Below are 19,959 nucleotides of genomic sequence, written 5' to 3'. Positions count from 1 at the left end.
GGCGTCGGCACCCGGGCCGCAACCACCTAACCCGAGTACCCTGCCTTCTCCTCGGCCTTGGCGAGATGCGCCTCGTGCTGGCGTTGGAGGTCCTCGAAGGTGTCGAGGAGCGCCTCGGCCTCCACGACCGGCAGGCCGGACGCGCGGAGCCGGGCCACGAGCGCGCGCTGCTTGGCCACGTGCCCGGCAACCCTGCCGGACATGCCGCCTGACCATTTCGAGTTCGGTTTCCCCTGTCTTCACCTGGCCAGCCTACACGCATCAGGGACGGATGGCGCTACCGAGCGCATCGGGCAACAGTCGATGCGAATGGCCCATCGGTACGGGCCCGGCGCGCAAACGGCCCAGGAACATCGCGTCCTAGGTCGTGTTGCCAGGAGGCGACCGACAGGAGCCATCGATGTCAGCACCGAGCAGCCTCAAGGAAGTCTATCTTGACGAGATGAAGGACCTTTGGTCGGCGAACGACCAGATGATAAGGACAGTCAAGGAGTTGGGCGGCCATGTCTCCGACCCGAAGCTCAAGCAGATGCTTGAGCACTCGGTCGGCGGCATCCAGAAGCACACCGACATCCTCAAGGACCTGATCCAGCAGAACGGCGGCGAGGCCGAGCCGGAGCACTGCAAGGGCATGGAGGGTCTCGTGACCGAGGCGAAGAAGCACGGCATCCAGGAGGCGCCGAGCGACGGCAAGCTGCGCGACGTGGAGATCATCGCGCAGTACCAGCGCATGTCACACTACGGGCTGGCCGGCTTCGGCTCGGCGGCGGCCTACGCCAAGGCCCTCGGCCGCTCCGAGGACGAGCAGAAGCTGAAGCAGGCGGTGGCGGAGATCTACAAGGGCGACGAGATCGCGAGCCAGCTCGCCGAGAGCCTGGAGCAAGTCGCGGCCTGAGGCGTCAGGACCGCGGCGAGGCGGAGGGCACCGTAAGCGGATACGACATTGCCCGTCCGCTTCGGTCCAGGTCGCGGAACGTCGGTCGCCGGCGTTCCGTTATCGTCCGCTCGGCCCCGGTCGGGGCCAGGATCTTGGAGGACTGAATGAGCATCTTCGGGTCGATCATGTCGAAGATCTTCGGCGGCGGCAGCGCGAGCGCCCAGGCGGCAGCTCCGCACGCCTCGGAGACGCCGAGCGTGTCGGCCGCGGCGCAGGGTTCGGGCGGTCCGACCGGCTCGGCCAGCAGCGCGGCCGCGCCCTCGATGAGCGGGGCGCCGTCCCCCGTCGCCGACGCTCCATCGGGAGCCGGGCAGGCGAACGTCGACGTCGGGCAAGTGCTCGCCGACCTCGCCTCGAAGAAGGGCCAGACCCTCGACTACAAGCGCTCCATCGTCGACCTCATGAAGCTGCTCGACCTCGACAGCAGCCTGCAGGCCCGCAAGCAGCTTGCCGACGAGCTGCACTACACGGGCGACAAGGAGGATTCGGCCTCCATGAACGTCTGGCTGCACAGCCAAGTGGTGCAGAAGCTCGCCGAGAACGGCGGCAAGGTTCCCGACGACCTCAGGCACGCGTGACAACGTAGGGCGCTGGTACTCGCTCCGGCGCCCCGACAAGCCAGTATGCCGCTTGGGCCACACGTCGGGGGCGCCCGGGTCCTCCCCGGGGCCGCCGTGAAGCCGGGCACGACACGCACCAGCAGGACCGCAAGCCTATGCCCTACAGGACCCTCGTAGCCTTCGCGTTCGCGACCTCCGGCCTCGTCGTGGCGCAGGCCGCACCTGCCATGGACCGGGAGGCGCTGAAGGCCCGCTGCAGCGGCGATTACGCCACGTATTGCGGCGACCTTCCGCCGGACGGCGACGAGGTCCAAGCCTGCTTCCGCAAGAACATGGCGAACCTCGCGCCGGCCTGCCGAACGGAGATCGATCGGAACGGGAAGGGCGGTAGGAAGGGCTGAGCCTCGCGCTTGCGTGTTCAGCGCCCTTCAGGGGCGTGGCGGCGGGAGGGGCATGCGGACGGACACCCGCAGGCCGTCCGAGGCGAAGTCCACGTCCACCTCGGCGCCCGTCTGCGTGGCCAAGACCTTGTTCAGGAGGCGGTGGCCGAAGCCTTCGCGCGTGGGGTACGGGGCGGGCGGCCCGTCGTGCTCCGCCCAGTCCCACCGCAGAGCGCGGCCGGCCGGGCCCTCCTCGACCCACCAGGTCACCTGCAGCCGCCCGTTCGGGTCGGCGAGCGACCCGTGCCGCAGCGCGTTCGTGGTCAGCTCGTGTAGGGCCATGCCTACCGGCACCGCGGTCTCCGATGGCAGCGTGACCCGAGGCCCTTCCAAGCTCAGGCGCCCGCGCTCGTCGTAGGGGCTCAGCTCGGCCCGCAGCAGCCCGTCGAACGAGGCGGCTTGGGCGACGTCCTCGGTGATCAGCGCATGCGTGCGCGCTAGCGAGGCGATGCGGCCCGATAAGGCGCGGGTGAACTCCGGGATGGTGAGCGAGGACCGCACGGTCGCGTTCAGCACGGCCTGGACGGTGGCGAGCGTGTTCTTCACCCGGTGGTGCAGCTCGCGCACCATCAGCGCCTGCCGGTCCTCGTAGGCGCGCCGCTCTGTGACGTCGCGCTGGGTCGAGACCCAGTGCGCGATGCGTCCCTCCCCGTCGCACACCGGAGTGATCACCCACTCGATGCGGTAGGTCGAGCCGTCCTTGCGGTAGTTGAGCGCCTCGTCGCGCACGGCCTTGCCGGCCTCCAGGGCCGCGCGCACCCGGTCGAGGGTCGCGCGGTCCGTTTCCGGCCCCTGCAGGATGCGCGGCGAGCGCCCGACGACCTCGTCGAACTCGTAGCCGGTCATGCGGGTGAAGGCAGGGTTTGCGTACTCGATGCGCGGGCCCGGCTCGTCGAGCTCGGCGGAGGTGATCAGGATGGCCTCGCCGGACGCCTCGACCGCGGCGCGCAGCAGCCTGAGGTCAACCCGCCCGACCCTCGTCTCGTCCAAGCCCGGCAACACACCCTCCACCCACGGCCGACGTCCGCCCGGCCCGTATGCCCAACTGCGGCCGGGCGTACGCTGCTTAACCTACGACGGTGTGCCGGGTTGCCGTGGACGGCGGCCAGGGCTGCGCCGCATCGTCCCAGGCAGGCCCCGTTCGGGAGCGAATCCGCGTGCGGTCGCGCGGGCGGGTCGGAACGCAGAGGCCTTCGCTGGCTTGCCGTTCGAACCACAGGAGGCGAGCATGACCGAGAAGAAGGGCCACGGCAGCGCGACGGCCAAGAAGGCGAACGCCAAGGCGAGCGACGAGGGCAAGTCGAACCCGCGCACCTCGTCGTCGGCCCAGGCCGAACTGGGCAAGAAGGGCGGCAAGAGCAAGTGAGTGCAGGCCGCGCCCGTCGCGGCGGCCCGTAGGCTGTGGGTAAACCGCGCCGGTCGGCCGCGACGCGGAACGCGGCGAAGGCGGCGTCGTTGCCCGAGGCCGCGCCACCTCGCGCGGTTTCTTGGTCATTCGTGCGACGTGCGTACCGAGTTCCGATGCAGCTGCCTAGAGACGATACCAACCATCCGCAGGCGGAAGCCTTCCGTGCCTTCATCCGCGACGCCGGCTTCCCGTGCGTCGGCGCCAAGTCGGCCCTGACCAAGGGGCAGATGCGCGTCTTGGTCGCCCGCGACATCACCTCGGCCTGGGACGACATGCGCATCTACCCGGCGCTGATGGCCTTCGCGGCGCGCTATCGGAGGCGGCCGGACCTGTTCCAGAGCTTCGCGGTGGTGTTCGAGGGTCCCGGCAACCTCGATGAGGAGGGTTTCGAGCGGCACCTCTGGGACCGGGTGCAGTCGCTCGCCGACAAGGATGCCTGGCTCGGGCATCCCTGGGACGGACGCGTCGCCCAGGAGCCGGACAGTCCGCACTTCTCGCTGAGCTTCGCCGGCGAGGCGTTTTTCGTGGTCGGCCTGCACCCGAACGCAAGCCGGCCGGCGCGGCGGTTCTCCTCGCCCGCGCTGGTGTTCAACCTGCACGCTCAGTTCGAGCAGCTGCGCGAGGCAGGGCGCTACGAGAAGCTGCGCGCCTCCATCCTGCAGCGGGACGAGGCGCTGGCCGGCTCGGCGAACCCGATGCTGGCGCGCCACGGCGAGGCGTCAGAGGCGCGTCAGTACAGCGGCCGTGTCGTGGGCGAGGAGTGGCGTTGCCCGTTCCGGCCGCGCGGCGAAGGCGCTGGCAAAGGCTCAAGCCTGCCCTAGGATCGGCGCCGTCTTCTGCTCCTTCCCTCGGGCGTCGCTCCCGCTCGGGAGCTCGGTTTGGCCTCCTTTCCGGTAAGCCAAATCAAATGGAAGTCGGGACGGTCGCCCAACAAAGTAACCCTGCGCCTGTGACCAGCCGTTAGCCTTCAGCCAAGCAAGCTGGTCTGCTGTCTCGACACCCTCTGCCGTCGTGACCATCGAGAGCGCCCTGCCCATCTCTCCCGCCGCTCGGATGATCGCTTCGGATTGGGACGAACGTCCAATGTCGCTGACAAAGCAGCGGTCGAGCTTAAGCTTGTCGAAGGGGAAGAGGCGTAGGTACGAGAGCGACGAGAACCCGGTTCCGAAGTCGTCGAGTGCGATGCGCACGCCGAGCCCCTTCAGGGCGTGCAGGATGCGCATGTTGTGCTCGCTCTCATGGAGAAGGACAGACTCCGTAATCTCCAACTCAAGACGGGCTGGGGCCAGACCGGAGCGCGCGAGTGCCGCCGCCACCTTCAGGGGCAGGCTGTTGCAGCGGAACTGGACCGCCGAGACGTTGACCGCAACGGAGACGTCTTCCGGCCATTCGGTAGCTTGTCGACACGCCGTCTGCAGCACCCAGTCGCCGATGGGCACGATGAGGCCCGTCTCCTCGGCGAGCGGGATGAACTCCGCCGGGGAGACGGAGCCTTTCGTCGGGTGGTCCCAGCGGAGCAAGGCCTCGACGGCTCGGACCGTGCCGGAACGGAGGTCCAGCAGCGGCTGGTAGGCGAGGTGCAGCTCCTCGCGTTCCAACGCACCGCCGAGTTCCTGCTTCATGAACTGGCGGACGCGGATACGCTCCAGCATACCGTCCTCGAACAGCCGTACGGTGCCGCCTCCGTCCGCCTTTGCGCGGTAGAGTGCGATGTCGGCGGCCTTAAAGAGTTCGTCCGTGGACCTGCGACCGTCCGCGACCCGGGCCAGGCCTACGCTTGCTCCGAGATGGATGACGTTGCCGTCGATCTCGAACGGCGGCCGCAGGCAAGCGGTCATCCTCCCGGCGAACGCCGACGCAGAGCCCACATCCCCGATGTGGACCACGGCGAACTCGTCGCCGCCGAGGCGGGCCATTCGGCTTCCATCCCCTACCGTCTCGCGAAGCCGGCGCGCGACCGCGCGGAGCAAGGCGTCGCCGACCGGATGGCCCATGGTGTCGTTCACCTCCTTGAACAGGTCGAGATCGAGCAGGAGAACGGCGACTTCCTCGCCGCCGCGTTCAAGCGCTTCCTCCAGTACCTTGTTGAAGCTCGTTCGGTTCAAGAGGCCCGTCAGCGGATCGTGGTGGGCAAGGTGGACGATCTCCTCGCGGGCGCGGCGCGCTTCCGTCACGTCTCGAAAGAATATGGACATGCCATCGCTCCCGTTCGGGAAGGCATGGATCTCAAGCCAGATGTCAGCTCTCTGGGCGAACATCTCGAACTTGACCGCCTCGCCACGGGCATGAACGGGCTCGAAACGCCGCTTCAGGTCAGTCGTGAGGTACTCGGGGTAGGCATCCCAGAAGACCTCCCCGACCTTGAGTGCGCTGGTTCTGCCGACAAAGGTCCTGGCGTGCGGATTCATGTAGGTGACGCGGGAGTCACGGTCGACGACGATGACGCAATCCGTGGTGCTCTCCAGCACCTCGGCCACCTGGGCGCGCGCGGCATTGACCTCCCGCCGCATCCGCTCCTGCTCCGACACGTCGCGGGAGATGACGAGGATGTGCGTGATGGTGCCGTCGGCGTCCCTGACGGGGTCGACCGTGATATCCCACGACGTATCCGCGCCCACCCTGTCCGGGCAGATGCAGGAGAAGCGGTGTCCGGTACCAGCGCGGGCGTGAGCCACGGCTTGCTTGACGGCAGCACGGTGCGCCTTTGGCCAGGTGTCTGCCCATGAACGTCCGACGATCCGGTTCGCCACGTCCTGGCTTAGTCGCTCCATTGCCTTTCGACCAAGCGAGCGCACGCGCCCATCGAGGTCGAGAACCGTGACGAAGTCGGGGCTGCCATCGAGGATGCTACGCGCGAAGGCCACGCTCTGGCGGAGCCCCGCTTCCGCGAGCTTGCGGTCGTGGATGTCTTCGAGCGTGCCGTACCAGCGCAGCACCGACCCATCGGACGCGAGGCGCGGAGCCGCATAGGCGCGGAACCAGCGGTACGTACCCGAGCGCAGCATGACCCGGTACTCGGTGTCGAGTGGACAGCGCTGGTCCAGGGCGTAGGCCCACTTCGCGGTCGTCGGCGGAAGGTCGTCGGGATGAACGGCCGAGGTCCAGCCGTGGCCCAGGGTCTGGGCCGCGGTCATCCCGGTGAGTTCAAGCCAGCGTGGACCCGCCTCGGTGATGCCTCCGTGCGCGTCCGCCGTCCAGGGAATCTGTGGACTCAATTCCACGGCATGGCGATGGTGATCCTCGCTCTCGCGGAGCCTTGCCTCCACGGCCTTGGCCTCGGAGACGTCGCACAGGATGCCGACCATGCGCGGCGGCCTCCCGGCGATGGCTTCCATGGGGCCACCGCGGCTCGACAGGTGGCGCGTCCTACCTGCGGCGTCGACGATGCGGATCTCGATGGCGAAGGATCGGGCCCCCTCGACCGCTCGGATCGCTTCATCCAGGAGATGGAGATCTTCGGGATGGACGCTCCGTCGGAACAAGCTCGCCGCATCGTGCCCGGCATCGGGTTCGACGCCGAGGAGGCGGTAGAGCCCGTCCGACCAGGTCAGCTCTCCCGTCGTGAGGTCGACCTCCCAGCTTCCCGAGGCGCTGACGCTCTCGGCCTGCGAGAGGAGAGTACGCTGCTTCAGCACTTCCTCGTCCCGCTCGGCCTTCTGTTGCGCAACCCGAGCCAGTTCGTCGCGGTCCGCCACCGCCTTGACGTCGGCGCGATGGCGGATCAACTCCGCCATCGCCACCTCGGCGAGCTTGGCGAGGATCACGGCTTGGTCCGAACGGAACACGCGCGGCGCGGTGTCGGCGACGCAGAGCGCACCCAGCCGTATGCCCGGCTCCAGCAGCAGAGGCGCGCCCGCGTAGAACCGGATGCCAGGCCCAGCGGTAACGAGGGCATTCGTCGCGAAGCGCTCATCCTCCAAGGTGTCGGGAACGACCAACACGTCGTCGGCGCCAATGGTATGGTCGCAGAGCGCCTGCCCCCGCGGCATGTCACCCAGCGACACGCCGCATTGCGCTTTCAGCCACTGCGTCTCGCCGTCGAGGACGGACACGTACGCGATGGGAACGGCGAAGATGTGCCGAGCCAGGTCGCAGATGCGGTCGAGAGAGGGGGACGGCCCCATCGCGTCGGCGCCAAGCTCCTTAATCGAAGCGATGCGCTCCTCTTCGATGACACTGGGCATGGTCGGGCTGAACATGACATCCGTTTCTGATGGATGTCAGCATCAGCAGGTGCGCGCTAAGGCTTCGTTACGCGGCACTCTTTTGTTACTGCCGGCAAGGCCTTGGCCGGGGTACACCTTGGCCGCCTCCTCCACATGCTGACACTGCCTCGACCCGAGCCGAGCGGAACCGACAAGTGGCTTCCTCCAAGTCGCTAAACCCGCCGCCGGACCAGCGCCGATCCGTGAGCTCGAACCCATGGAAGCCGCGCCGTCGCGTCCGGGCCTGCTCACGCATCCACTGCGAACCCGCAACCGCGCGAGGGTAGCGATGGGCAGACGGCGCGCTCCTAATGTTCAATACCCGTCGGCTGAACCGCTGCTTCCCCGCCTTCTCGGACGTTCAATGGTGAGGACCGAGCGTCGGATTCCGACCACGGGGTTCCAAATGCCGCCGCCGTGTCCGCGCCGCTTGAAGGTGCACTCCGGACGCGTCGCGCTAGTTCGCCGCGGCGCCGCCCCTCTGTCCGACAAGCCGAGAGCGGGCTTGAATCGATTGTGGCGTTTCAGCCACAAGGAAGGTCCTGATAAATCGGACCCAGTTGCGGGATGGTAGGCGCGATCACGACATCCTCGAACGTATTCCCTGGCGGCGGCGAAATGGGCGGCCGCATGCGGGCGTTCGACTGGTCGGCGACTGCGCTGGGGCCTCCGGAATCTTGGCCGGACACGCTCATCCTCGCGACGGGGATCGTGCTCCAGGCCGCCACTCCGATAGCGGTGTACTGGGGAACGGATCTCGCCATCCTCTACAACGATGCCTGGGGGGCGCTGGTCGGCGGCAAGCATCCGGGTGCCATGGGGCGCCCGGCACGCGAGGTGTTCCCCGAGGCTTGGGACGAGCTCGGGCCCATGTTCGCCCGGGTGCTCTCCGGCGAGGGCGCCGTCGAGGTGCAGGACCAGCGCCTGCTTCTCGACCGGGCCGGCACGCCCGAGGAGGTCTTCTTCACCTACAGCCTCAACCCGGTACTCGCCCCGGACGGCACCGTCGCCGGCGTCTTCAACGTGGCGCAGGAGACGACCGCCCGGTTCCGCGCCGCGGCGGGGCTGGCCGCCAGCGAGGAGCGCTTCAGGAGCTTCGCCGAGAACTCCGCCGACGTTCTCTGGATCGCCGACCCTGCGGGCAACCGCCTGGAGTACCTGAGCCCGGCCTACGAGCGCGTCTGGGGCGACCGGCGCGAACTCGTCTTGGACGACCTCGGGCGGTGGGCCGCGCTGGTGCACCCGGAGGACCGCGAGCGCGCCTACGCCGCCATGCCGCGCCTCCTCGCAGGCGAGACGCTCACGGTCGAGTACCGCATCGTGCGCCCGGACGGGGGCGTCCGGCACATCCGGGACACCGGCTTCCCGATCCGCGACGGCGAGGGCCGCCTCCGGCGCATCGGTGGCGTCGCGCAGGACGTCACCGCCGAGCACGTCCGGGAGGAGGCGCTCCGCGCGAGCGAGGAGCAGTTCCGCGTCTTCGCCCAGGCCATGCCGAGCCACGTCTGGGCGGCACGCCCCAATGGCCAACTCTACTGGTTCAACGAGCAGGTCTACGCCTACAGCGGCGCGGCCGCCGGGACGCTCGACGGCTCCGCCTGGACCGGCATCGTCCATCCGGACGACCGGAGCGGGGTCGACAAGGCATGGCGGTTGTCGCTCGCAACGGGCGAGGACTACGAGGCCGAGTTTCGCATCCGCCGCGCGGACGGCGCCTACCGCTGGTTCCTGACGCGCGGCAAGCCGGTGCGCAGCCGAGACGGCGCCCTCACGCGGTGGGTCGGGACCTGCACCGACATCGACGACCGCAAATGCGTCATGGCCGACCTCGTCCGCTTCAACGAGGCGTTGGAGCGGCGCATCGCCGAGCGCACGGCCGAGCACGACTGGGTCTGGCGCAACTCGCGCGACCTGCTTGTCGTGGTCGGCGTCGACGGAGTCTTCCGGGCCGTGAACCCGGCCTGGAAGGCTATCCTCGGCCACGACCCTGCGGAAGTGGTGGGTCGGAGCTTCCTGGAGTTCATCTGGCCCGAGGACCGCGTCGTCACGCGCACGGCGCTGTCCTACGCGGCTTTAGACGAGGACCTGACCGCCTTCGAGAACCGATACCGCCACAGGGACGGCACGCCGCGCTGGATCTCCTGGCACACGGCGACCGAGGGCGACATCGTCTACGCCTACGGACGCGACGTCACCGCCGAGAAGGAGCGCGCGGTCGCCCTGCACGAGGCGGAGGAGGCGCTGCGCCAGTCGCAGAAGCTGGAGGCCATCGGGCAATTGACCGGGGGCGTGGCGCACGACTTCAACAACCTGCTGACCATCATCCGCTCCTCCGTCGACTTCTTGCGCCGGCCGGACCTGGCCGAGGCGCGCAAGGCCCGCTACCTCGATGCAGTCTCGGAGACGGTGGACCGGGCCGCCAAGCTGACGGGGCAACTCCTTGCCTTCGCGCGGCGGCAGGCGCTGAAGGCGGAGGCGTTCGACCTCGTCGCCGCCCTAAACGGCGTGGCGGAGATGCTCGACACGGTCACGGGCGCGCGCATCCGGGTCGTCACCGAACTGCCGGATGCGCCCTGCTTCGTGCGGGCCGACCGCAGCCAGTTCGAGACCGCGCTCGTCAACATGGCGGTGAACGCCCGCGACGCGATGGACGGCGAGGGCACGCTGACCCTGCGTCTGGCCTGCGGCTTGGCCAAGCCCGCCATCCGCGGGCACGCAGCGGCACCGGGCCCCTTCGCTGCCGTATCCCTCGCCGACACCGGCTCCGGCATCCCGGCCGACGTGGTCGGGCGCATCTTCGAGCCGTTCTTCACCACGAAGGAGATCGGCAAGGGAACCGGCCTTGGCCTCAGCCAGGTGTTCGGCTTCGCCAAGCAGTCGGGCGGCGACGTCGACGTCATAAGCGCGCCCGGGCGCGGCTCGACCTTCACCCTCTACCTGCCGCAGGTCGAGCCCGCCGGGGGCGAGGAGACGCGGACCGTGGAGCGGGACGCCGCGGACGGCGGCGCGGGCCAGCGCGTGCTTGTCGTCGAGGACAACGTGGAGGTGGGGCGTTTCGCAACCCAGATCCTGGAGGACCTCGGTTACGAGACGACGTGGGCCGCGAACGCGGGGGAGGCGCTGGCGCTGCTCGGCCCGGACTGCGCGGGGTTCGACGCGGTGTTCTCGGACGTGGTGATGCCGGGCATGAACGGGGTCGAGCTCGCGCGCGAGATCCGGCGCCGCTTCCCGAGCCTACCGGTGGTCCTGACATCCGGCTACAGCCACGTGCTGGCGCAGGAGGGAGACCACGGTTTCGAACTCCTGCACAAGCCCTACTCGGCCGGGCAACTCTCTCGCATCCTCCGGCGTCTGCCCCCGCGGCAGGCTTGACCCCCACCGGACCGGCACCCAGACTGCCGCACGGAGGTCGGGCAACGCATGGGTCCGGCCCCAATGGCGCGAAATGGGCGCGCAGCTTGCGCCCGTGCGGGCCGCCGAGATGACGAGGAATCCGCGGGCGCGCCGGCACGATCCTTCAGGGCGCCGCGATGAGCTCCTTGATGCGGGAGGCGAGCACCTCCATCACGAAGGGCTTCGTCAGCACCGCCATGCCAGGCTCCAAGTGGCCGTTGCCGACCGCCGCGTTCTCGGCGTAGCCCGTGATGAACAGCACCTTCAGGCCCTGGCGGTTCACGCGGCCGGCATCCGCCATCTGGCGCCCGTTCATCCCGCCCGGCAGGCCGACGTCCGTGACGAGCAGGTCGATGCGCACGTCCGACTGTAGCACCTTCAGCCCGGAGGCCGCGTCGGCCGCCTCGATGGCCGTGTAGCCGAGATCCTCCAGCACCTCGGTGACCAGCATGCGGATGCTCGGCTCGTCGTCGACGATGAGCACCGTCTCGCCCTGCTCGGCGCGCGGGGCCGAAGCCAGGTCCGGCAGGCTCTCGGCGCCCTCCGCGTCGCCGTAGTGGCGCGGCAGGTAGATGCACATGGTCGTGCCCTGTCCCACCTCCGAGTAGATGCGCACCTGTCCGCCGGACTGCCTGGCAAAGCCGTAGATCATCGACAGGCCGAGGCCAGTCCCTTGGCCGGTCGGCTTCGTCGTGAAGAACGGGTCGAATGCGCGGGCGATGACGTCCAGCGTCATGCCCGTGCCGGTGTCGGTCACGCACAGGGACAGGTACTGCCCGGGCGGCAGTTCGCGCTCCCTCGCCGTTCGGTCGTCGAGCCACTTGTTGGCCGTCTCGATGGTGATGCGGCCCCCGTCCGGCATGGCGTCCCGCGCGTTGATGCACAGGTTCAGAAGCGCGTTCTCAAGCTGCGGCGGGTCGACGAGCGCCGGCCAGAGACCGGCGGCGCCGACCACCTCGATGTGGGTGGCCGGGCCCACCGTCCGGCGGATGAGTTCCTCCATGCCGTGGATGAGCGCGTTCACGTCGGTCGGCTTCGGGTCGAGCGTCTGCCGGCGCGAGAACGCGAGCAGACGGTGGGTCAGGGCCGCCGCCCGCTTCGAGGCGCCCTGCGCGGCATTGATGTAGCGGTCGAGGTCAGTCAGCCGGCCCTGGCTCATCCGGGTCTGCAGGAGTTCCAGGCTGCCCGAGATCCCCGTGAGCAGGTTGTTGAAGTCATGGGCGAGGCCACCCGTCAGCTGGCCGACCGCCTCCATCTTCTGCGACTGCCGGAGCGCCTCCTCGGTCCGCGTAAGCGCCTCGGCCGCCTCCCTCTCGGCCGAGACGTCGCGTCCGACAGCATGGATGAACGCCTCGTCCGGTACCGCCGTCCAGGACAGCCAGCGATAGCTGCCATCCTTGTGCCGGTAGCGGTTCTCGAAGCGTAGTGTCCTGACGCCCTGCGCCAGCTTGCCGACCTCGGCGAGCGTCGCCGTCACGTCGTCCGGATGGACGAGGCTCATGAAGTCGCCCCCGAGCAGCTCGGCCTCGCTCCAGCCAAACAGCGTGGTCCACGCCGGGTTCACGGCCTCGATGCGGGCCTTGAAGTCGGCGACGAGCATCACGTCGGTCGAGAGCAGCCACATGCGGTCGCGGTCGCGCGTTCGCTCCTCGACTTGCCGCTCCAGGCTGCCGGCGAGGCGGCTCAGCTCGGCCGCCGCCCGCTTCTGGTCGTCGATGTCGGTGGTGGTGCCGACCCAGCGCGTGATGCGGCCAGCGGCATCCCGAACCGCTTCGCCCCGGACCAGGAACCAGCGGTACGCACCGTCCGCGCGCCGCAGCCGGTACTCGGCCTCGTAGACGCCCCCGGTTCCGCGGGCTCGGTCCCATGCCGTTGCGACCGGACCGACGTCATCCGGGTGGACGATACGGGCCCAGGCATCGGGACCGAGCAGGCTCCCCGGCGGCTCGCCGCAATAGGCGTAGAACTGGTCGTTGAACCAGTACAGCGCGCCGTCCGGACGCGCGGCCCAGACCTGGTTCGGTATGGCCTGGGCGAAGACCCGGAACTGCTCCTCGCTCTCGCGCCGGCTCGCCTCGGCGCGGAAGCGCTCGATGGCCGCCCGGGTGCGCTCGGCGATGTCTCGGACGAAGGCGAGCTTGTCGGTCCGCCAGTCGCGAACCTGCCGGTCGTGCAGGAAGAACAGGGCCACGAGCCGGTCCTGCTCCACCACCGGCACGTTGATCAGGGCGCGGACGCCGATGGCCAGGAGCGGGCCCGGGTTGCCCGCGGTCCGCGGGTCGGTCGTCACGTCCTGGATCACGACCTCGCGTCCTTGCGCCAGGCCCGCCCGGACATCGCCGTACTCGTCGAAGCGGTGGCGGCCGGCGATGCTCGGCACGCCCGGCGCGGTCCAGTCCCGCTCAATCTCGATGAGTTCCAGCGCCTCGTCGACCGTGCCGTAGCCTGCCCGGTCCAGGCCCAGCGTGCGCGCCATGATCTCGGCCCCGACGGCCGCCATCTCGGCGGTGTCGCGGCACGCCTGGAGCCTGTCGCCGAACGCGATCAGCGCGTCCCTGAAGGATTCCTGACGCCGGCGCTCGGTGAGGTCGCGGGTGACGGTGCCGTAGCCGGTGACGGCGCCGTGCGCGTCGCGGACCGGGAAGAGGGTATAGTGGACCGGGACGGCGGCGCCGGTCGAGAAGTTGCGGAACGCGAGGTCGCCTTCCCAGAAGCCACGCTCGCGCGCCGCCGGAAGCGCCACGTCCAACACCGTCGCCCTATCGCCGGGCTCGAAGAAGTCCACCACGTCGTAACGGCGAGCTTCCTCCAGGCTCGCGAGCCCGACCAGCCGGCGACCGCCCTCGTTGACGAACTCGGCGTTGCCGTCGAGGTCCGCGACGCCGATGAAGTCGCTCGACTGCTCGACGAGCGCCGCCAGCCGTTGCGCCTGCGCCTCGGCTGCCCGGGCCTCCGTGATGTCGCGGACCGTACCCACGAAGCGTACGGGCCTTCCGTCCCGGAACACGGTGTTGCCCTTGGCGGCGAGCGTGCGTTCGACCGCATCGCGTCGGCCTATGACGCGGTACTCGATGCCAAAGCCCTCGCGCGAGCCGATGGCGGCTTGGACGGTGCGGTCCGCCCGCTCGCGGTCGTCCGGGTGCACGCCGGGCAGGAAGGCTTCCTCGTATGAGACCGGGTCGTCGTCGGAGAGCCCGAATAGGGCACGGGTGCGAGCGTCCCAGGTGAGCGCGCCGGTGACGAGGTCGTAGTCGTAGATGCCGGTGCCGGCACCCTCCAGGGCCAGCCTGAGGCGGTCCTCGGCCTCCTGCAGGTCGGCCCTGGCGCGATGGCGCTCGGCGATGTCGGTGACCATGACGAAGATGCCGTCGACGACACCGCCCTCCGTCCGGCGGGGGATGTAGCGGATCTCCGATTGCCGAGACGCGCCGTCACGGTACGGCATCAGCGCGTCGAAGGTGATGTCCTTGCCGGCGAGCGCCCGCGCCATGAAGGGGAGCCGTTCCTGGTAGACTTCCTCGCCGACGACCTCGCGCACGTGTCGGTCCAGGATCTCACTCGCGGGCCGGCCGAACCAGGTCTCGTAATGCCGGTTCGCGAAGCGGTAGACGTGGTCCTTGTCGATGAAGCTGATGAGGACCGGCAGCGCATCGGTGACGACCTGGAGTTCGTCCCGGCTGCGGCGGGTCTCGCCCTCGCTCGCCGTCGCCTCGGTGCGGTCGCGCAGGATCTTGAGAAAGCCCAGGTCGGCGCCCGCGGGCGAGCGCAAGGGCATCATCTCGCCGCTGGCCCAGAACCGAGAGCCGTCCTTGCGCAGGTGCCAGCGCTCGTCGGCCGCACGTCCCGTCTCGGCGGCGCACCGCATCTCCGTCTCTGGCCGCCCCGCGGCTCGGTCCTCGGGGGTGAAGAAGTTCTCCGCCGAATGCCCGACCATCTCCTCGGCGGACCACCCCAGGATGCGCTCCGCGCCCGGGTTCCAGGCGGTGACGCGCCCCTCATGGTCGGTGGTGACGATGGCAAAGTCGACGGCGCTCTCGAAGATCGCCTGGTAGGGCACCGGGTCCATCAGGCGTGACCGATCCTGCGGGCACCCGCTCCCGATGCCGTTCACCGCGCTCCTCCGCCATCACGGTTCGGCATCGGAGGCACCCGCAGCCGGGCGGTTCGGGAAGCGGCCAATTGGATCTCGGGCATGCGTCGGTAGGGATGCTTCGGCGCCGGGAGTAGGCGAATCGGGGTCAGGTCGGACACGTGCGAGGATAACCGCTCGTGTCCGATGAGGCAGGCCAGGCGTAGGCCGAGGCATGTGGCTACGCAATCGCCCGCACGCGAGCCGCTCGTGCGAGTGGCCTGTCAGGTTGAGGAAGCCGCCACCGTATCGGCCATGCGGGCCTGGCGGGCGCCGAGCGGCTTGCCGCCCCCGACCGTTGTGTCGCGCGCGGTCTGATGCTCCATCTCGGCGTTGAGCTCGGCCCCGAGCAGCACCACCGTCGTGGACAGCCAGATCCAGGTCATGAAGCCGATGGCGGCGCCCAGCGAGCCGTAGGTCTCGTTGTAGCTGCCGAAGTTGGCCACGTACCAGGAGAACAGTCCCGACGCGACGAGCCACAGGGTGCCGGCCACCGCGCTTCCCCAGGTCACCCAGCGCCACTTCGGCTTCCTGCGGCTCGGACCGTAGCGGTACAGCACCGCCAGGGTGCCGATGACGAGGACCAGCAGGGCCGGGAAGCGCAGGAGCGCGATGTACCAGGCCTTCTGGTCGAGCCCGAGCACCTGCAGCGCAGCCGGCACCACCACGATGCCGGTCAGCGCTAGCACCACGAACAGCAGCGCACCTGCCGTGAAGGCGAGCGACTGCAGGTTGAGCATGACGAAGGAGCGCTTCTCCTCCTCCTCGTAAGCGATGTTGAGGGCGTCGAAGATGGCCTTCATCCCGCCGTTGGCGCTCCAGAGCGAGAGCAGGATGCTGAAGATGGCGGTGAGGCCGAGGGCGGTGTCGCCGGTCGCGGTCAACCGCTGCACCTGCCCGCCGACGATGTCGATGGCGCCGTCCGGCAGGATGCCGCGCAACTCGTTGAGGTGCGTGTTGATCGTGCTCGGGTCCGCGACCGCGCCGTAGATGGAGACGAGCGCCGCCACGGCCGGGAACAGCGCCAGGATGGCGTAGAAGGTGACGCCGGCCGCGACCAGCAGGATGCGGTCGTTGCCGAACTCCTGGTAGAGGCGGAGCGCGATGTCCTTCCAGCCCTTGGCCGAGATCTCGGACGGCGTGTCCGCCTGGCGCCCCCGCTCCGGTTCGGCTTCGGCAAGGTGCGCGGCCGCGGCGCCCTCATGCGAGGCGGGACCATCCTCGGTCCCGAGCTTCCGTTCGTCCTTCCCGGAACCGCTCGCGACGGGCGAGGGACCTGCGCGCCGCCTTGGCAGGGCGACCAGGCCGACGAGAGCCACGCCCAGGAAAGCCGTCCATAGGGTCGAGGCGGCCTGTGCGGGGGCGGTGGAGGGAGGCGGTGGGGTAGGCTGGTCCGTCATGGCTCACCGGAACGCAGGGCTCACGCTTAGCCCTGGGGCACTGTCACAACGGCAATGGACACGCTTTGGTGCCGTCGAGCCGTTGATGCCACGGATCGACCGCGCGACCCCTCGCCGCGGAGCGGTCGTTTGCACGCTCCCGCACTATCTAGGGCCAGGACCGATCAAGCGTGGCAGGGTGAGGCGTCTGCCCGCACCGTACCTAGGGGGATGCAACCGCGATGCCCGGCGAGACTTCCCGTTGCGTGACGCCGTCGGCGGCTTCGGGCCGTTCGCATGCCCCGAGCGATGCGCGCTCGCGCCGACCGGGCGGCCGGCGGGCGCCCGATGGGATGCGGGACCGCGCACGGCATGGTTGACGCCTTCTCGTTCCTGCCGTCCGGGGGTACGACGGGTTCGGAGATCCGCGCCCGCGACTGGTCGGAAACCTCGCTCGGCCCGCCCGAGGAATGGCCGCCGGCCCTGCGCAATGCCCTGTCCTTGATGCTGTCCTGCCCCACGGCGATGTTCCTGGCCTGGGGGCCTGACCTGCTTTGCTTCTACAACGACGCCTACCGCCCGATTCTCGGCTACCGGCTGGACACCGCGCTGGCTCGTCCCTTCCGCGAGGTCTGGGCCAGCATCTGGGACGAGATCGGCCCGCTGGTCGACGCCACTCTGTCGGGCGAGAGCCAGGCGCTCACCGACGTCATGCTGGACCTCTCGCGACAGGGAGTGCCGGAGCGGAGCTGGTGGTCCTTCTCCTACTCGCCTGTGCTGGACGATGCCGGCGCCGTCAACGGGCTGTTCTGCGTCACCGCGGAGACCACGTCGCGGGTGCTTGGCGAGGCGCGCCTCCGCGAGAGCGAGGACCATTTCCGCCACGCGGTCGAGCTCAACCCGCAGGTGCCCTGGACCTGCGACCCCGACGGCAACATCACCTCTTACTCGAACCGCTGGCTCGAACTGACGGGGCAGGCTCCGGGTGAGCCGGACGGCTCCGGCTGGGCCAAGGCGCTGCACCCCGACGACGTGCCTTGGACCATGACGGCCTTCTCGGCGGCTCTGACGTCCGGCGATCCGGTGGACGTCGACTACCGCATCCGCGTGGCGGCCACCGGCGAGTACCGCTGGATGCGTGCCCGCGCGCGTCCGCGCCGGAACGAGGGCGGCGGCATCGTCCGTTGGTACGGCGTCGTCGAGGACATCCACGACCGCAGGCTCGCAGAGGAGCGCTTGCGCGAGGTGAACGAGACGCTGGAGCAACGCGTCACCGAGGCGCTCGCCCAGCGCAAGCTCTGGGCGGACGTGTTCGAGACGACCGACGCCCTGGTTAACGCCCTCGACCCAGACTTCCGGGTGCTGGCCATCAATCGCGCCTGCGCGGACGAGTTCGAGGCGATCTACGGGGTCCGGCCACGAGCGGGCGACAACCTGATCGACCTGCTTGCGGACAAGCCCGAGCACCAGGCCGCGTCCCGCGAGGTATGGGCGCGCGCCCTGTCAGGGGAGGAGTTCACGCTCGTCGGCGAGTTCGGCGACCCGGCCCGCAGGCGGCGCTGCTACGAGCTGAGGTTCACCACGCTGCGGGACGGCGCGGGCGGGAGGATCGGTGCCTTCCAGTACGGCACCGACGCAACCGAGCGGCTGCGCGGCCAGGAGCAGCTCGCCCGGGCCGAGGAGGCCTTGCGCCACGCGCAGAAGATGGAGGCGGTCGGCCAGCTCACCGGCGGCGTGGCGCATGACTTCAACAACCTGCTCACCATCATCCGCTCATCTGTCGAGTTCCTGCGCCGGCCGAACCTGCCGGAGGAGCGTCGTACCCGCTACCTTGAGGCGGTGGCGGACACGGTCGACCGGGCCGCTAAGCTGACGAGCCAGCTCCTGTCCTTCGCGCGGCGGCAGGCGCTCAAGCCCGAGGTGTTCGACCTGCGGGACCGCGTGCGGGGCACCTCGGAGATGCTCAACGCGGTGACCGGCGCGCGCATCCGCATCAAGACCGAGGTGACGGACGGGCCCTGCCACGTGCGGGCCGATACGAGCCAGTTCGAGACGGCGCTGGTGAACCTCGCCGTGAACGCCCGCGACGCCATGGACGGGGAGGGCACGCTGACGCTCCGGCTCACCTGCGGCGAGGCGCTGCCCACGATCCGCGGGCATGCCGGCGCGCCCGGGCCCTTCGCGGTGGTGTCGGTCTCCGACGAGGGCGTCGGCATCGCGCCAGACCTGCTCGCGAAGGTCTTCGAGCCGTTCTTCACGACGAAGGAAATCGGCAAGGGCACCGGGTTGGGCTTGAGTCAGGTCGTCGGCTTCGCCAAGCAGTCGGGCGGCGACGTGGACGTGGCGAGCGAGGTGGGGCGCGGCACGACTTTCTCGCTGTACCTGCCCCACGTCGACCCGCCCCCGGACAGCGCGGAGACCGGCGAGGAGGAGCCCGCCATGCAGGACGCGGACCGCGCCCTGTGCGTGCTGGTCGTGGAGGACAACCTCGACGTCGGGCGCTTCTGCACCCAGCTCCTTGAGGATCTCGGCCACTCCACGATCTGGGCGCACAACGCGGAGGCTGCGCTCGCGGAGATGGAGCGGGTGCCGTTCCGCTTCGACGCGGTGTTCTCGGACGTGGTCATGCCCGGCATCGGGGGCGTCGAACTCGCTCGCCGGCTCCGGACGGACCACCCGAAGCTGCCGGTGGTCCTGACGACCGGCTACAGCGACGTGCTGGCCCGCGACGACGCCCACGGGTTCGAGCTCGTGCGCAAGCCCTACTCGGCCGAGGAGGTGGCGCGCGCGTTAAGGACGGTCGTCGCCGGGAGGGGCAGAGCGTCCGCGCGGGCGTAAGCTACCCGGCGCCGTCGCCTTCAAGCACACCCTCGGTCCTAAGATAGCCGGCGGGGCCATGAGCAAGCTTGATCACAGGGATTGATCGGCATGGATGGACGTCGCTTCCTCCCGGCAGCCTCCATTGCATGTGGTCGCCACCGTGGCCGTACTTTCTGGGTTCGTGGCCGCCTACAGGTCCACTTCAGCCTATGGAGCGGACATCTGGACCGGCAGGCTCGAAAGTCTGCAAGGGGTCAAGAGTTCGCAGGCCTTCCGTTCGGATGGGCGCCAGATGTAAGCGTTTTGCCAATTCGGACTGACGCCACGGCAGGACCTTCGGGATGAGCCAACAGTTGCCTACGGCGTAAAGAGACCTAGGATTATGCGCCTTTCTGCGACGGAAGTGACCTCAAACTGGGGCGCGGCCCTGGTGGATGCCGCCCTCGACCAACAGAAAGCCCTGTGCATCGGCCAATACATGCCACCCCGGGTGGCTGGTGCTCGCCCAGGCCGCGCTAGCGGCCTTTCAGGACTGCCGGGTCAGCCCGAGGCGGGCCATAAGCGCCTTCTTGGCCTGGGGCAACTTCACGCCGCGGCGCTCGACGAGTTCTTCCATGGCCTGCCCGAGGACACGCGCGAGGTCGTAGGAGATCCCCTCGAAGGATTTCTGCGCCTTCGCGCGCGCGCG

At 69.3% G+C, this 19,959-nt stretch carries 12 protein-coding genes; 7 read left to right on the top strand and 5 right to left on the bottom strand.

The window, feature by feature from the left end:
- Positions 1 to 26: 26 nt before the first annotated feature.
- Positions 27 to 203: a hypothetical protein gene (locus MFF54_RS10685; RefSeq protein WP_009866542.1), complete on the bottom strand. Its 177-nt coding sequence runs from the start codon at positions 201 to 203 to the stop codon at positions 27 to 29.
- Between the two features lie 197 nt (positions 204 to 400).
- Between MFF54_RS10685 and MFF54_RS10680 the strand changes: the two genes are divergently transcribed.
- The 3 genes from MFF54_RS10680 (at position 401) to MFF54_RS10670 (ending at position 1,898) form a co-directional block, all read left to right on the top strand.
- On the top strand, positions 401 to 895 hold the full coding sequence (locus MFF54_RS10680) for a YciE/YciF ferroxidase family protein (protein ID WP_192284123.1): 495 nt from the start codon (positions 401 to 403) through the stop codon (positions 893 to 895).
- A 146-nt stretch (positions 896 to 1,041) separates the two neighbouring features.
- A complete protein-coding gene (locus MFF54_RS10675) occupies positions 1,042 to 1,515 on the top strand; it encodes a DUF3597 domain-containing protein (protein WP_009866544.1) in 474 nt (157 codons plus the stop codon).
- Positions 1,516 to 1,652: 137 nt separating this feature from the next.
- Positions 1,653 to 1,898 (top strand): hypothetical protein, encoded by a 246-nt coding sequence (locus tag MFF54_RS10670; RefSeq protein WP_192284124.1) that lies wholly within the window; start codon positions 1,653 to 1,655, stop codon positions 1,896 to 1,898.
- A 27-nt stretch (positions 1,899 to 1,925) separates the two neighbouring features.
- On the opposite strand, the gene MFF54_RS10665 is transcribed toward MFF54_RS10670, so the two are convergent.
- Positions 1,926 to 2,927, bottom strand: coding sequence for an HWE histidine kinase domain-containing protein (locus MFF54_RS10665; protein WP_238302726.1), 1,002 nt, complete (start codon positions 2,925 to 2,927; stop codon positions 1,926 to 1,928).
- A gap of 238 nt (positions 2,928 to 3,165) precedes the next feature.
- Between MFF54_RS10665 and MFF54_RS10660 the strand changes: the two genes are divergently transcribed.
- Both MFF54_RS10660 and gntA read left to right on the top strand, forming a co-directional pair.
- A complete protein-coding gene (locus MFF54_RS10660) occupies positions 3,166 to 3,303 on the top strand; it encodes a hypothetical protein (protein WP_192284126.1) in 138 nt (45 codons plus the stop codon).
- A gap of 155 nt (positions 3,304 to 3,458) precedes the next feature.
- Positions 3,459 to 4,166, top strand: a complete 708-nt coding sequence (gene gntA / locus MFF54_RS10655) for a guanitoxin biosynthesis heme-dependent pre-guanitoxin N-hydroxylase GntA (protein WP_192284127.1) — start codon at positions 3,459 to 3,461, stop codon at positions 4,164 to 4,166.
- Here the strand turns inward: gntA and MFF54_RS10650 are convergent.
- A complete protein-coding gene (locus MFF54_RS10650; protein ID WP_192284128.1) occupies positions 4,152 to 7,544 on the bottom strand; it encodes a bifunctional diguanylate cyclase/phosphodiesterase in 3,393 nt (1,130 codons plus the stop codon). The genes gntA and MFF54_RS10650 overlap by 15 nt on opposite strands.
- Before the next feature lie 636 nt (positions 7,545 to 8,180).
- Between MFF54_RS10650 and MFF54_RS10645 the strand changes: the two genes are divergently transcribed.
- Positions 8,181 to 10,922: a PAS domain-containing hybrid sensor histidine kinase/response regulator family protein gene (locus MFF54_RS10645; RefSeq protein ID WP_238302725.1), complete on the top strand. Its 2,742-nt coding sequence runs from the start codon at positions 8,181 to 8,183 to the stop codon at positions 10,920 to 10,922.
- Positions 10,923 to 11,067: 145 nt separating this feature from the next.
- On the opposite strand, the gene MFF54_RS27720 is transcribed toward MFF54_RS10645, so the two are convergent.
- Positions 11,068 to 15,009 (bottom strand): PAS domain S-box protein, encoded by a 3,942-nt coding sequence (locus MFF54_RS27720; protein WP_306423955.1) that lies wholly within the window; start codon positions 15,007 to 15,009, stop codon positions 11,068 to 11,070.
- Positions 15,010 to 15,296: 287 nt separating this feature from the next.
- Positions 15,297 to 16,472: a YihY/virulence factor BrkB family protein gene (locus MFF54_RS10630; RefSeq protein WP_192284130.1), complete on the bottom strand. Its 1,176-nt coding sequence runs from the start codon at positions 16,470 to 16,472 to the stop codon at positions 15,297 to 15,299.
- A 351-nt stretch (positions 16,473 to 16,823) separates the two neighbouring features.
- On the opposite strand from MFF54_RS10630, the gene MFF54_RS10625 reads away from it, so the two are divergent.
- Entirely contained in the window at positions 16,824 to 19,289 is a 2,466-nt protein-coding gene (locus MFF54_RS10625) for a PAS domain-containing protein (protein WP_238302724.1), read from the top strand.
- Positions 19,290 to 19,959 lie beyond the last annotated feature (670 nt).

The organism is Methylobacterium gregans (assembly GCF_022179245.1).
Classification (GTDB): domain Bacteria; phylum Pseudomonadota; class Alphaproteobacteria; order Rhizobiales; family Beijerinckiaceae; genus Methylobacterium; species Methylobacterium gregans.
Note: the sequence above shows the minus strand (reverse complement) of the source record. Positions and strands in the feature narration are given on the sequence as shown.